This window comes from Jatrophihabitans cynanchi (assembly GCF_027247405.1).
GTDB classification, from domain to species: Bacteria; Actinomycetota; Actinomycetes; order Mycobacteriales; family Jatrophihabitantaceae; genus Jatrophihabitans_B; species Jatrophihabitans_B cynanchi.
Map to the genome: position 1 here is coordinate 2,557,858 of NZ_CP097463.1, position 12,474 is coordinate 2,570,331.

The 12,474-nt window shown below is 70.6% G+C and carries 11 protein-coding genes; 4 read left to right on the plus strand and 7 right to left on the minus strand.

What is annotated here, in order from left to right:
* The first annotated feature begins 70 nt into the window (after positions 1 to 70).
* The gene (locus M6B22_RS12445) at positions 71 to 535 is read left to right on the plus strand and encodes an Lrp/AsnC family transcriptional regulator (RefSeq protein WP_269441870.1); all 465 of its coding nucleotides are present in this window, start codon (positions 71 to 73) and stop codon (positions 533 to 535) included.
* Here M6B22_RS12445 and M6B22_RS12450 read toward each other — a convergent pair.
* Genes M6B22_RS12450 through M6B22_RS12460 form a run of 3 tightly spaced genes read right to left on the minus strand, consistent with a single transcriptional unit; the run spans position 519 to position 4,960 of the window.
* The gene (locus M6B22_RS12450; RefSeq protein ID WP_269441871.1) at positions 519 to 1,931 is read right to left on the minus strand and encodes a metallopeptidase TldD-related protein; all 1,413 of its coding nucleotides are present in this window, start codon (positions 1,929 to 1,931) and stop codon (positions 519 to 521) included. The two genes, M6B22_RS12445 and M6B22_RS12450, sit on opposite strands and share 17 nt — an antisense overlap.
* On the minus strand, positions 1,931 to 3,454 hold the full coding sequence (locus M6B22_RS12455; RefSeq protein WP_269441872.1) for a TldD/PmbA family protein: 1,524 nt from the start codon (positions 3,452 to 3,454) through the stop codon (positions 1,931 to 1,933). The genes M6B22_RS12450 and M6B22_RS12455 overlap by 1 nt, the downstream gene beginning before the upstream one ends.
* A gap of 33 nt (positions 3,455 to 3,487) precedes the next feature.
* Positions 3,488 to 4,960, minus strand: coding sequence for a neutral zinc metallopeptidase (locus M6B22_RS12460; RefSeq protein WP_269441873.1), 1,473 nt, complete (start codon positions 4,958 to 4,960; stop codon positions 3,488 to 3,490).
* Positions 4,961 to 5,065: 105 nt separating this feature from the next.
* Here M6B22_RS12460 and M6B22_RS12465 point away from each other — a divergent pair, with 105 nt between their 5' ends.
* On the plus strand, positions 5,066 to 5,713 hold the full coding sequence (locus tag M6B22_RS12465) for a hypothetical protein (protein ID WP_269441874.1): 648 nt from the start codon (positions 5,066 to 5,068) through the stop codon (positions 5,711 to 5,713).
* Positions 5,714 to 5,886: 173 nt separating this feature from the next.
* Here M6B22_RS12465 and M6B22_RS12470 read toward each other — a convergent pair whose 3' ends face one another.
* The 4 genes from M6B22_RS12470 to M6B22_RS12485 form a co-directional block, all read right to left on the minus strand.
* Positions 5,887 to 7,089 carry a CapA family protein gene (locus tag M6B22_RS12470; RefSeq protein WP_269441875.1) on the minus strand — a complete coding sequence of 401 codons (1,203 nt, stop codon included), beginning with the start codon at positions 7,087 to 7,089 and terminating at the stop codon, positions 5,887 to 5,889.
* A 24-nt stretch (positions 7,090 to 7,113) separates the two neighbouring features.
* Positions 7,114 to 7,632, minus strand: a complete 519-nt coding sequence (locus M6B22_RS12475; protein WP_269441876.1) for an amidase family protein — start codon at positions 7,630 to 7,632, stop codon at positions 7,114 to 7,116.
* A 68-nt stretch (positions 7,633 to 7,700) separates the two neighbouring features.
* On the minus strand, positions 7,701 to 8,807 hold the full coding sequence (locus tag M6B22_RS12480; protein ID WP_269441877.1) for an acyl-CoA dehydrogenase family protein: 1,107 nt from the start codon (positions 8,805 to 8,807) through the stop codon (positions 7,701 to 7,703).
* 58 nt (positions 8,808 to 8,865) lie between these two features.
* The gene (locus tag M6B22_RS12485) at positions 8,866 to 10,074 is read right to left on the minus strand and encodes an acyl-CoA dehydrogenase family protein (RefSeq protein ID WP_269441878.1); all 1,209 of its coding nucleotides are present in this window, start codon (positions 10,072 to 10,074) and stop codon (positions 8,866 to 8,868) included.
* 106 nt (positions 10,075 to 10,180) lie between these two features.
* On the opposite strand from M6B22_RS12485, the gene M6B22_RS12490 reads away from it, so the two are divergent.
* Both M6B22_RS12490 and M6B22_RS12495 read left to right on the plus strand, forming a co-directional pair.
* Positions 10,181 to 11,815, plus strand: coding sequence for a long-chain fatty acid--CoA ligase (locus M6B22_RS12490; protein WP_407935695.1), 1,635 nt, complete (start codon positions 10,181 to 10,183; stop codon positions 11,813 to 11,815).
* Complete coding sequence (locus M6B22_RS12495; RefSeq protein ID WP_269441880.1) at positions 11,808 to 12,458, plus strand: TetR/AcrR family transcriptional regulator; 651 nt, start codon at positions 11,808 to 11,810, stop codon at positions 12,456 to 12,458. Before M6B22_RS12490 ends, M6B22_RS12495 begins: the two co-directional genes overlap by 8 nt.
* The last annotated feature ends 16 nt before the right edge of the window (positions 12,459 to 12,474 follow it).

The window sequence follows — 12,474 nt, forward strand, 5'->3', positions numbered from 1 at the left end:
GCTAACTGGAAGTAGCGTAGAACGCGGAGGTTGCCGAACACTATTCGGTGATACAGCGATGGGCGGAGCGATGGACGAACTTGATTCGGCACTGGTCCAGGCGCTGCAGGCAGATGGTCGGCGCAGCAATCGCGACCTGGCCCGGATGCTGGGCGTTGCGCCGTCCACGACGCTGGAGCGGGTGCGCTCGCTGCGCGCCCGCAACGTGATCGACGGCGTGCACGCCAGCGTCGACCTGGTCGCGCTCGGCCGCCCGGTCCAGGCGATGATCACCGTGCGGCTGCGCCCGCAGAGCCGGGCGATCATGCACGGCTTCCGCGACTTCGTCGCCGCGCTGCCGGAGACGCTGAACGTCTACGTCACGACCGGGTTCGAGGACCTGCTGGTGCACGTCGCGGTGCCGAGCACGGACGCGTTGCAGGACTTCGTCCTGGACTCATTGACCAAGCGCAAGGAAGTCTCGGGCGTCCGGACCGAGGTGGTGTTCGAGCATGTCCGCAATCACGTGATCGCGCCGGTCAGGACGCCTGACTGACGGTCGACATGTTGAAGTCCGGGATCCGCAGCGCCGGCATCGCGGTGCGGCTGAGGTACTCGCCCCACTCGCGCGAGAGCGCGCGTTCGGTGCGGCCGACCTCGGTGGCGCGCGAGAGCAGGTCCACCGGTGACTCGTTGAAACGGAAGTTGTTCACCGCGCCCACCACCTCCCCGTTCTCCACCAGGTAGACGCCGTCGCGGGTCAGCCCGGTCAGCAGCAGCGTCTGCGGATCGACCTCGCGGATGTACCAGAGGCAGGTCAGCAGCAGCCCGCGCTCGGTCGCCGCGACCATCTCCTGCACCGTGGGCCCGCCGTCCGTGCTGTTCTCCAGGATCAGGTTGCCTGCGAACGGGCGCGGTTCGGCGCCGGTCTTGGCCGCCCAGGCGCGGGTGCGGATCAGGTCGCGCAGCCTGCCGTCGCTGATCCAGTCCCCGGCCGGGACGGGCGCGCCGTTGTCGAACACCGAGCGCAGCCCGCCGAGGGTGTCGGTGATCACCTCGAACGGCGCGCACTGCAGGCCCTGGTAGCCCGGGTCGGAGTACAGGTGAAGCGGGTGCGGCGAGAGTGCCTCGCCGATCCGCGTGCCGCCGGATCCGTCCGAGCCGGCCGAGTCGCTTCTCGCCGCGTAGACGTTGCGGCCCTCCTCGGCGTCGCGGGCCGAAGCCGTCCAGTAGGCGTAGACCATCAGGTCGGCAACGGTGCTGGGCGGCATGATCGTCTCGTAGCGGCCGGCCGGCAGATCGATCCGCTTGGCCGCCCAGTCCAGCCGCCGGTCCAGCTCGGCCCCGATCGCGGCGACGTCGACGTCGCTGAAGTCGGTGGTGTGCTGGCCGACGAAGCCCGATCGCGCGAAGTCTGCCGACTTGCCGTTGACCCAGACCGTCCCGTTCGGCTGGTCGAAGCGACGGCGCAGGCCGGTGGACGTCGCCACGAACTGTGCGGACATCGTGTGCTCGGCGTAGCCGAACAGCAACCGGTCGTTCTCGCGCCAACGACCGAACTCCGCACCCAGCCCGCCGGCGAAGTCGGCCAGGACGTCGATGTCGGTGCGAGCCGGTTCGGCGGACCAGTCGTCACCGTGCTGGTAGTTCGCCACGATCGGCGCGGCGTCGTCGGACGGTCCGGCGCCACGGCCGGCCTGCTCGGACGCGCGCACCAGCTCGAGCACCTCGTCCGCCGTGCTCACCGCGCGGGTCACCACGCCGGCGCTGGTGCCATCGGCCCCGTCGAACGTCGAGACGATGGTCAGCGAGCGCGAGTGCATCTGGCCGTTGGTGGTCAGGTTGTTGCCTGCCCAGCGCAGGTTGGCCTGGGTGCTCTCGTCGCCGACGACGATGCAGCCGTCGGCGGTGGAGGCGGCGACGGCCTGCTCGATGAGTTCCTGGATCTGCATCAGCGACCGCCCTCGGTCTTGGTGTTGAGCACGTTGACGTCGCGGAACAGTGCTGCCGGACAGCCGTGCGATACCGAGGCGACCTGGCCGGGCTGGCCCTTGCCGCAGTTGAACGCGCCGCCGAGCACGTAGGTCTGCGGTCCGCCGACCGCCTCCATCGAGCCCCAGAAGTCGGTGGTCGTCGCCTGGTAGGCGACGTCGCGCAGTTGGCCGACGAGCCTGCCGTTCTCGATGCGGTGGAACTGCTGGCCGGTGAACTGGAAGTTGAAGCGCTGCATGTCGATCGACCAGGACCGGTCGCCCTTGATGTAGATGCCGCGCTCGACCCGGCTGATCAGCTCCTGTGTGGACGGGCCGTCGGGAGCGGGCGAGATGGACACGTTCGCCATGCGCTGCAAGGGGATGTGCCCGGGGGAGTCGGCGTAACCGCAGCCGTTCGACCGGCTCTCGGCGCCGGCGAGCCGGTCGGCGTTGTCGTGCGCCATCTGCCGGTTCAACTGGTAGCCGACGAGCACGCCGTCCTTGATGATGTCGAACTGCTGGGTGGCGACGCCTTCGTCGTCGTAGCCGACGGTGCCCAGTCCGTGCTCGACGGTGCGGTCGCCGGTGACGTTCATGACCGGGCTGCCGTACCGCAGCGTGCCGAGCTTGTCGAGCGTCGCGAACGACGTGCCCGCGTACGCCGCCTCGTAACCGAGCGCGCGGTCCAGTTCGGTGGCGTGCCCGATCGACTCGTGGATGGTCAGCCAGAGGTTGGACGGGTCGATGACCAGGTCGTAGTGGCCGGCCTCGACGCTCGGGGCCTTGACGTGCTCGCGCAGCACGTCGGGCAGCTCGGCGATCTCGGCGTCGAAGTCCCACCCGGTGCCGGTCAGGTACTCCCAACCGCGGCCCGCCGGCGGAGCGAGGGTGCGCATCGAGGAGAACTGCCCGGCGGCGCGGTCGACGTTGACGGCGGTGAACTCCGGGTGCAGGCGCACCCGCTGCTGGGTGGTCATGGTTCCGGCGCTGTCGGCGTAGAACTTGTTCTCCAGCACCTGCATGAGGCTGGCATCGACGTGATCGACACCGTCGGAGGACATCAGCCGCGCGGACAGTTCGCTGAGCCGGCCGACCCGCTCGCCCTCCGGCACGTCGAACGGGTTCTGCTCGTACGCCGAGACCCAGGTGACGTCCGGGTAGACCGGCTCGGGGGCGAGCACGACGGGCTCGGAGCTGAGCTGCCGGCTGATCTTCGCCGTCGCGACGGCCTGTTCGGCCAGGGTGCGGGCGGCCGCGGCGGTGCGGGTGATGCCGCTCGCGAAACCCCAGGCGCCCTGGTGCACGACCCGCACGCACAGGCCGACGTCCTCGCTGTCCGAGCTCGTGGTCAGCGTGCCGTCGCGCAGCTGCAGGATGCCGACCCGGATCCGCTCGAGCCGGAAGTCGGCGTGCTCGGCGCCGAGTTCGGCGGCCCGCTGCAGCGCGGCGCCGGCCAGCTCCCGCGCCGGATAGGACAGAAAGGACGGATCGATGTCGGGCATGACGTCGAACCTAGCCGGTCGGCGGGCGAATCGTCAGCAGACCGACAGGCCGCCGCCGTACCCCTTGACGAACGACTGGACGCGCTGCAGGCCGGTGGTGCCCCGGGCACCGTAGGACTGGTCGAGGCCGACCAGGTTGAGCATCGCCGAGGTGGCCTCGTCCATGTCGGGCGGGGAGAGGGAGAAGGGCTTGTTGGGATCGGCGACGTTGATGTCCTTGGCATACGCGCCCGTGTAACAGATCGCGGCGTTCAGGGCCGAGGCGTCATCCGTCGAGCGGTTGAAGAGCTGGTGCCGCACGGCCATCCCCCAGCCGATCGCGAACAGGGTGCCGAGTGCGAAGTCTGCGGGCTGGTTGTCGACGAGCGTCACGTTGCCGTTGGTGCGATCGATCTTGAGGTCGGTGAGGCTGTAGTACGCCTTCTTGGCGAACGCGTTGCTGTAGTAGACGGTGTTGTCCTCCGGGCAGTAGCCGAACTCGCTACTGGCGCCGGCGCCGCACTTGGGGTGGTCGGCCTGGGCGATCTTGACGTCCTTCCAGTCCTTGTTGATCGTGCCGGCCGCGGCCTTCCAGAACCGGTTCAGGTCCGGCTGCAGGCCACCGGCGTTGCTGTCCTTGGTCGGGTCGTTCGGGTTCAGCACCTGCTCCAGGGTCTCGTTCCCGCCGGAGGCGTAGTCCTGGTCGGTGACGAACTGCCGCTCGGTGAAGGTCCGGTTGAAGTAGGACGGGTCGTAGCAGTAGGTGACACCCTTCTGGATGCCGTCCTCGATCGCCGACACCCGGTCGAAGCCGTTGCCGTGCGAGATGTCATCGGGCGACTCGGGTGTGGAGTCGCGGATCTGCAGGAAGCCGTTCAAGGCCTCGTCCAGCTGCGCAGGCGTGGAGCGGAAGTGCGGTGCGTTGCCCTTGAAGGCGGAGGCGATGAATGCGCCGGCCGCACAGTCGGCCTGGGACTCGGTCTTGATCGTCGGCAGGTTGTTGTCGGCGTCGACCTTGAGCCGGTACTGGATCGCGTGCCCGAACTCGTGCGCGAACACCAGCGCCATCAGCAGGTCGCCGTAGCGCTTCACCAGCACGCCGACGAGATGGTCGGGGTCGCGGTCCCAGACGATCGAGTCGTCGAGCAGGCAGAACGCCGCGTTGTCGATGATGAAGGACGGGCTGTGCTGGATGCAGGCCTCCTTGCCGGCTTCGCCCGCGACGGTCTTGGTACGCAGCACTTCGCCGCCGTCGACCGAGTAGAGACCGCCCTTGAGTGGCGGCAGTGCCGCTCCTCCGGAGACCTTCGGATAGTTCGTCTTCCAGAACGCCATGACGTCGCTGAGCGCGTTCTTGGCAGCTGTGTCGAACGCGCTGTGCGTGTCGCCGTAGACCTTGAGGTTGGCGTTGGGGACCTTGTTCTGCTCAGGGCTCCCGTCAACCACGGACGCGCAGCCGGACAGCGCGAGCGCCGCGGTGATGATCACGACCGCAGCCCGGCGGGCTCGGCTGAACTGTCCGCGCATGACGACCCCCCACAGAATTCGCAGGTGATGAGCATGCCATGAGATGGCCCGGACACGAATCAGCGAATGAGCTGTCAGGAGCTTCGACTTTGACACACTGGCCCGATGGGACGGCACTCGGCGGGCGACGCCGACCTCGACGACCAGCTCGAGGAGGTCGCCGAACCCAGCACTGGCGACGAGTCGGGCGGTAGGCACGCCCGAACGGGCGAGGACGATGCGGACGACCGTGCCGCGGCCGAGACCGCCGCGGTCGAGACCGGCGGGGTCGAGGCCGGTGAGGGTGCGTCCGGTGCAGCCATCGATGACGCCGCCGCTGCGCACCGTGATACCGAGCCGATCGATCTCATCGCCGCGATCGGCGGCCGGCCCGAGGTGGGCCCCCGCGACGAGGCTCCGGCCGCGGAACTCGCGACGCCGTCCGCGGCTGCGGCGCGCGAGGAGGAGGCAGAGTCTCCCGGTGACGCCTCCGGTGCTGCGCCGGTTACTCCGCGTGCGCCGTCCGGCACGCGCGCGGATCTGAAGCTGCTGCGTCAGAGTGCCAACCTGCGGGTGCGTTGCATCGGTGCGGTGGTTGCGACATTCCTGATCTACACGGTCGTGCTGATCGTGCTCGGACGTACCGATGTCTACCTGCTGTGGGTCTGGATTCCGACCGTCTTGTCGGGGATTCTCGTCGGCAGCTTTCTCGATGCCGCACATCGCCGAATCGCGCGTGCGACGGATCCGCCGGACGATGTCGCTATGTCTTGAGCGGGTAGTTGGGAGCCAGGCACGAGGCGGACCACCGCCGTCGGTGGGTGCCCTTCACCAAGCGGTACGCGACCCGGCAGCGCGAACCGCGCTCGACCTGGGCACGAGTCGAACCGACGCTCCCGCCCGCCCGCCCGTCACCACAGGCGAGGGCGACAACCCGAACCGTCGACTCAGTGGACGACGTGGAGCCCGGCAGCGACGGCGCCGTACGCGTCGAGGTACCCGCGGATCGCCCGCCACTGCTGCTGCAACGTCGCGCGCTCGGCCGCGGAGGTCGCTGGATCGGCCAAGGCGCGCGGGATGTCGATCAGTCGTAGCGCCGGGTCGTCCTGCATCCAGGTCGGGATCGCCTCGGCACGGGTGACCTGGAAATGCCCCGGCGATACCTCGGTGAAGGTGAACCGCGGCATGAGCCCCTCGCGTCCGGCCGCGATCGGGTCGGCGTGGCGCGAGATCTGGTTGCCCATGCAGAAGACGACCCACTTGCCGTGGAGCTTTTGCATCGGCTGCACGACGTGCGCATGGTCGCCGAGGATCACGTCGATGTCCGGCGAGGCGAGCAGCTGCTCGGCCTGTGAACGCTGGGTCGAAGTGGCCAAGTGGTCGTACTCGGTTCCCCAGTGCATCGACAGCACGACGATGTCGGCACCGGCCTTCTTGGCGCGGTGCGCGGCGGCCAGGATCGCCGGCACGTCGATGCGGTTCGCGAGCCACGGTTTGCCCGCGGGCACCGCGATGCCGTTGAAGTCGAAGGAGTACGCGAGCTGCGCGACCTTGACCCCGTTCGCGGTGGTGATGATCAGGGGGCGGGCCGCCTCGGCCGCGGTGCGCGCGCTGCCGGTGTGTTTCAGCCCGGCCGCGTCCAGTTCGTCGAGGGTGCGGACGACACCCTGGTAGCCCTCATCGATCGTGTGGTTGGACGCGGTGGTGCACGAGTCGTAGCCGACGCCCTTCAGTGCGGTCAGCACCTGGGGCGGCGCGGTGAAGGTGGGCCAGCCGGTGAACGGGCCCTGCGGCGGCGCGAGCGGCGTCTCCATTTCGCAGATCGCGAGGTCGGCGGCACGCGTGTCCGGCGCGACGCTCGCGTACATGGGGCCGAAGTCGTAGCCGGTGTGACCTGCTGCCCTCGCGTCGGCGTGCGCCTGCTGCCACAGCGGCGGGTGGATGAGCACGTCGCCGCTCGCGATGATCGTCACCGTGCGCGGCCGGACTGCGACCGGCGCCGAGGTCGCCGGCGCCGGTGCGGACGTCGAGCTGATCGAGTGCGCGGTCGACCGACGGCTCGGCTGCGTGTCCGGACCCACCGTGCAGCCGGCCAGGCACACTGCCGTGGCCGCCAGCGCCGCGGGAAACACACGGTGGCGGGCGGACACGCAGGCACGCTACCTCGCCGGCGATCAACGTGGCGACGCGGCTCCGGGACGGCTCGGGTGCTCGGCAGCGATGCCGGGCGGCACGTGCTCGTACCAGCGCTCGTGCGCCTCGAGCTGGGCGGCGAGCGAGATCAGCAACGCCTCGCTGTTCGCCGGCCCGAGCAGTTGCGCGCCGAACGGCAGACCCTCGGACGCGAAGCCGGCGGGGACGTTGACAGCGGGCCAGCCCAGGACGTTCCACGGCCACGTGTACGGGCAGGCGCCGACGATCACCTTGTCGGTCTGCCAGCCGGACAGTCCGTCGGTGGCGCCGATGCGTAGCGGGGGACGTGCGGTGGTGGGCGCCAGCACGACGTCCACCCGGCCGAAGATCGCACGGCCGTAGCGCGGGTCGGCGCAGATGACGTCGTGGCCCAGGGCGGCGAGCACGTCGGCCAGCCGGTACAGCCCGGCACGCAGCTGCGGGTCCAGGCTGGTGCGCACGCCGCTGAACGTGACCTCGCCGGCGGCCAGCGCGCGAACCTGCTCCTGCAACCGATGCATCGACCTGTCCCTCGTGGCGTCGCTGCGAACGCTAGGAGCGCGCGATCGGACCGTCCAGCCGGAACGCCTCAGGCCGGCAGGCCGACCAGTTCACCCAGTCGGGCGTGGTGCCGTGCGGCGCCGCCGAACGCGATCGAGTCTGCCTTGGCCCGCTTGAGGTACAGGTGCGCCGGGTGCTCCCAGGTGAAGCCGATGCCGCCGTGCAGTTGGATGCACTCCTCGGCGGCGGTCACGGCGAGCGGCGAGCAGTACGCCTGTGCCAGCGCCGCGGCGACCGGCGCGTCGGCCGCTCCGTCAGCGGTTCCGTCCGCCAGGCACGCCGCCGCGTACCGGGCCACCGCGCGGGCCTGGGCGAGGTTCGCCCACAGGTCGGCGCAGCGGTGCTTGAGCGCCTGGAACGAGCCGATCTGCCGGCCGAACTGGTAGCGCTCCTTCAGGTACGCGACCGTGCTGTCCAGGCCGTGCTCGGCCAGCCCCACCTGCTCGCTGGCGAGGACCACGGCACCGGCGAGCAGCGCCGCCTCGAGCGCACGTACCGCGCCGTCACCTTCGGCGACCACGCTGCCGGCTGCCGCGTCGAGGTGGACGTTCGACAGCGGGCGGGTGAGGTCGAGCGAGGTGACCGGCTCACACCGCGCGGCACCGGCCTCGACGCTCAGCAGCACGGGACCGGCCGGACCGGCGGCCGGCACCAGCAGCAGGTCGGCTGCGGCGGCGTCGGCCGCACTACGCACCTGTCCGGTTGCGTGCGTGCCGTCGAAGCTGACCTGCCCCGGGAACGCCGAGCCGGGCGGCGTCGACAGCGGCACCACGAGCACTGCCGTGCTGGTGCCGGCCGCGAGTGCGCCGACGAGCTCGCGCGCGGATGGGACGGCTGTCGCCGCCGCGGTCGCCAGCACGGTGCTGCCCAGGAACGGAGTGGCGGCGACCGCGCGCCCCAACTCCTCGGCCACCACGGCGACCTCGCGCCACGATCCGCCGTGCCCGCCGGCGCTCTCCGGCACGGCCAGCCCGGCGACGCCCAGCTCGCGCGCCAGCGCCGTCCAGAGCGCCGGTTCGTACGGCCGGTCCGACTCGGCACGGGCGACGGCACCGGACAGCGGGGCGCGGGCGGCGAGCAGGTCGCGCACGCTGGCGCGCAGCTGCTCCTCGACGTCGGAGTACAGCAGGTTCACCGTTGGCCTCCCAGCAGGCAAATCGTCGGCGTGTCGCCCTGCAGCGGGGCCAACGCGGTCACTTGGGCAGGTCCTTCCACGGGACGTCCTTGTCGACGCGGGGTTCGCCGGGCAGCCCGAGCACGCGTTCGGCGATGATGTTGCGCAAGATCTCCGACGTCCCGCCCTCGATCGAGTTGCCCTTCGCGCGCAGGTACCGATACCCGGGGGAGCGGGCCAGGAAGTCCACCGCCGCGGGCCGCTTCGTCGCCCAGGTACCGGTCGACCAGTCGTCGTAGCGCAGCGCCTCGTCGCCGAGCAGGTCCAGCTCGAAGCCGGACACCGCCTGGTTCAGCCGCGCGTAGGACAGCTTCGCGGCCGAGCCTTCCGGCCCCGGCGCGCCCACGGCCAACTGCTGCCGCAGCCGCAGCCCGGTCAGCCGCAGCGCCTCGGCCTCGACCCAGAGCCGCATCAGCTCGGCGTGCCCGGCCGGGGTGCGCAACTCGGGGCGCTCGCGCCACGTCCGGCAGACCGCCGCGATCGTGCCCGACTCGCGCGGCGCGGCCCCACCGCCGATCGCGACGCGCTCGTTCATCAGCGTCGTCTGCGCCACCCGCCAGCCGTTGCCCACGTCGCCCAGCCGGTACTCGTCCGGGATGCGCACGTCGGTCAGGAACACCTCGTTGAACTCGGCCTCGCCGGTGATCTGGCGCAGCGGCCGCACCTCGACGCCGGGTGCGGTCATGTCGCAGGCGAAGTACGTCATCCCGGCGTGCTTCGGGACGGACGGGTCGGTGCGCGTCACCAGGATCGCCCAGCGCGCCTCGTGCGCCATCGACGTCCACACCTTCTGCCCGTTGACGATCCACGAGTCCTGCTCACGCACCGCGCGGGTGCCCAGCGCGGCCAGGTCCGACCCGGCGCCGGGCTCGCTGAAGAGCTGACACCAGACCTCCTCGCCGGTCCACAGGGGGCGCAGCCAGCGGCGGCGCTGCTCGTCGGTGCCGTGCACCAGGATCGTCGGCGCCGCCATGCCGAGGCCGATGCCGATGCGGCGCGGGTCGTTGTCCGGCGCGCCGGCCGCGGCGAGCGCGTCGTCCACGACCGACTGCAGTTCGCGCGGCGCGCCGAGGCCGCCGAGCCCGGGCGGGTAGTGCACCCAGGCCAGGCCGGCGTCGAACCGGGCCTGCAGGAACGCGAGCCGGTCACCGGCAGGGTCGTGCTCGGCCAGCAACTGCTCGACGCGTGCGCGCAGCCCGTCCGCGTCGACGGTTGCGAACTTTTCCATCAGACTCCTCGTTCACCGGGCAAGCACCTTGCTAATGCTCGCGGCGGGTGGCCCCGAGCGGTACCGTACCGACTAGTCGGTCGGTTGGCGAGAGGACGGCGAGTTGATCACCAGCACGATGCAGGACGACTTCCCCCTGACGATCCACCTGATCCTCGAACACGGACGGCGGGTCTACGGCCGCAGCGAGGTGGTGACCTGGGCAGGTGACAGCGCGCGCCGGGCGACCTACGCCGAGGTTGCCGACAACGCCGAGCGGCTGGCCGCCGCGCTGGCGAAGCTGGGCGTGGGGCAGGGCGATCGGGTCGCGACGTTCTGCTGGAACACCCAGGAACACCTCGAGGCGTACTACGCGGTGCCGTGCATGGGTGCGGTGCTGCACACCCTGAACATCCGGCTGCCCGGTGCGCAGTTGGCGCAGATCGCGAACCACGCCGAGGACAAGATCGTCATCGTCGACGCCACGTTGCTGCCGCTGCTCGCCGCGGTCGCCGATCAGTTGACCACCGTCGAGGGCTACATCGTCGTGGGCGACGGGGACCTCTCGGCGCTCGGTGACGCCAAGCCGGTCTACCGGTACGCCGACCTGCTCGGCGCCGAGCAGCCCGGCTTCGACTGGCCGGCAGTCGACGAGCGTGCGCCGGCGTCGATGTGTTACACCAGCGGGACCACGGGCGATCCGAAGGGCGTCGTCTACTCGCACCGCTCGACCGTGCTGCACGCGCTGGCCACCAACTCCGCGTCGGTGACCGGCGCGACCGAGGCCGACCGGGTGCTCACCTTCGTGCCGATGTTCCACGTCAACGCGTGGGGCATCCCGTTCGGTGCGTTCTTCTCCGGCGCGAGCCTGCACATGCCCGGGCCGTACATGATGCCCGAGGGGATCTGCGCGTTCATCCGGTCCGAGCGCTCCACGCTCGCCTCGGCCGTCCCGACGATCTGGGCCGGCATCCTGGCCTACGGCGCCGAGCACGAGATCGACCTGTCCTCGCTGCGGATGGGCACGTCGGGCGGAGCGGCGATGCCGCGTTCGCTGATGGCCGCGTTCGAGCAGAAGTACGGGCTGCGGATCATCCAGGGCTGGGGGATGACCGAGACGTCGCCCGTCGGCGGCATGGCGCACCCGCCCGCGGACGTCGAGCTCGGCTCGCCCGAGGAGCTGGACTGGCGGCTCAAGTCCGGCCGGGTGATCGCGGGCATGCAGATGCGCATCGTCCACGACACGGGGGACGTGCTGCCGTGGGACGGCGCGGCGGTCGGCGAGATCGAGGTGCGCGGGCCGTGGATCACCGGGTCGTACTACCGCGCGGACGTCCCGGACAAGTTCGACGACGGCTGGCTGCGCACCGGCGACATCGGCACGATCGACCCGCGCGGCTTCTACCAGATCACCGACCGCAGCAAGGACGTGATCAAGTCCGGTGGCGAGTGGATCTCCTCGGTCGAGCTGGAGAACCTGCTCGCGGCCGCGCCCGGCGTGCTCGAGGCCGCGGTGATCGGGATCCCGGACGAGAAGTGGACCGAGCGCCCGCTCGCCTGCGTCGTGCCGCGGCCCGGCGAGGACGTCGACCCGGCCGCGCTGGCCGGCTTCCTGGAGGGGAAGGTCGCGCACTGGCAGGTGCCGGAGTACTGGACTTTCATCGGCGAGGTGCCCAAGACGACGGTCGGCAAGTTCGACAAGAAGGTGCTGCGGGCCCAGCACCAGGCCGGCGCGCTGCGCGTCGAGCGGACCCGTGACTAGGGCGTTGCCGAAGCCCGCCGGCTCGTCGAAGGCGCGGACGGGTAAGACGGTGCGGCTGAGCAAGGCCGAGCAGGCGCTGCCGTTGCAGCAGCGGCTGGTGCTCGTGGCCACTCGCCTGTTCGCTGCGCAGGGCTACGACGCGACGTCCGTGCAGCAGATCGTCGAGGCGGCCGGCGTCACCAAGGGCGCGCTCTATCACCACTTCACCTGCAAGGACGACGTGCTGTACGAGGTGTATCACCACGTGCTGGCCGAGCAGACCCGGCGGATGGAGGAGATCGCGGACGGTCCGGGCGACGCCGCTCAGCGGCTGGCCGCGGTGGTCGGCGATGTGATCGCCAGCAGCGTGGCGAACCTGGACGAACTGATCGTCTTCTTCCGCTCGATGCACCTGTTGCCCGAGGCGCAGCAGAAGACGGTGCGGGCCGAGCGGCGCCGCTACCACCTTCGGGTGCGTCGCCTGGTCGAGGAGGGACAGCGCGCCGGGGTGCTCACGACCGAGGTGCCCGCTGACCTGGCCGTGCACTTCGTCTACGGCGCGATCCACCAGATCGGCACCTGGTACTCCGACAGCGGGCCACTGACCGCGGACGAGATCGCGCAGCACTTCGAACGGCTGGTCCTGTCCGGGCTACGCCCCTGACGCCTGCTCACCGTCC

Excerpts from the sequence above, each read along its gene's own strand:
- M6B22_RS12465 (WP_269441874.1), top strand. The coding sequence starts at position 5,066 with ATGGGACGGCACTCGGCGGGCGACGCCGACCTCGACGACCAGCTCGAG.
- M6B22_RS12455 (WP_269441872.1), bottom strand. The coding sequence starts at position 3,454 with ATGCCCGACATCGATCCGTCCTTTCTGTCCTATCCGGCGCGGGAGCTG.
- M6B22_RS12475 (WP_269441876.1), bottom strand. The coding sequence starts at position 7,632 with ATGCATCGGTTGCAGGAGCAGGTTCGCGCGCTGGCCGCCGGCGAGGTC.
- M6B22_RS12445 (WP_269441870.1), top strand. The coding sequence starts at position 71 with ATGGACGAACTTGATTCGGCACTGGTCCAGGCGCTGCAGGCAGATGGT.
- M6B22_RS12485 (WP_269441878.1), bottom strand. The coding sequence starts at position 10,074 with ATGGAAAAGTTCGCAACCGTCGACGCGGACGGGCTGCGCGCACGCGTC.
- M6B22_RS12450 (WP_269441871.1), bottom strand. The coding sequence starts at position 1,931 with ATGCAGATCCAGGAACTCATCGAGCAGGCCGTCGCCGCCTCCACCGCC.
- M6B22_RS12460 (WP_269441873.1), bottom strand. The coding sequence starts at position 4,960 with ATGCGCGGACAGTTCAGCCGAGCCCGCCGGGCTGCGGTCGTGATCATC.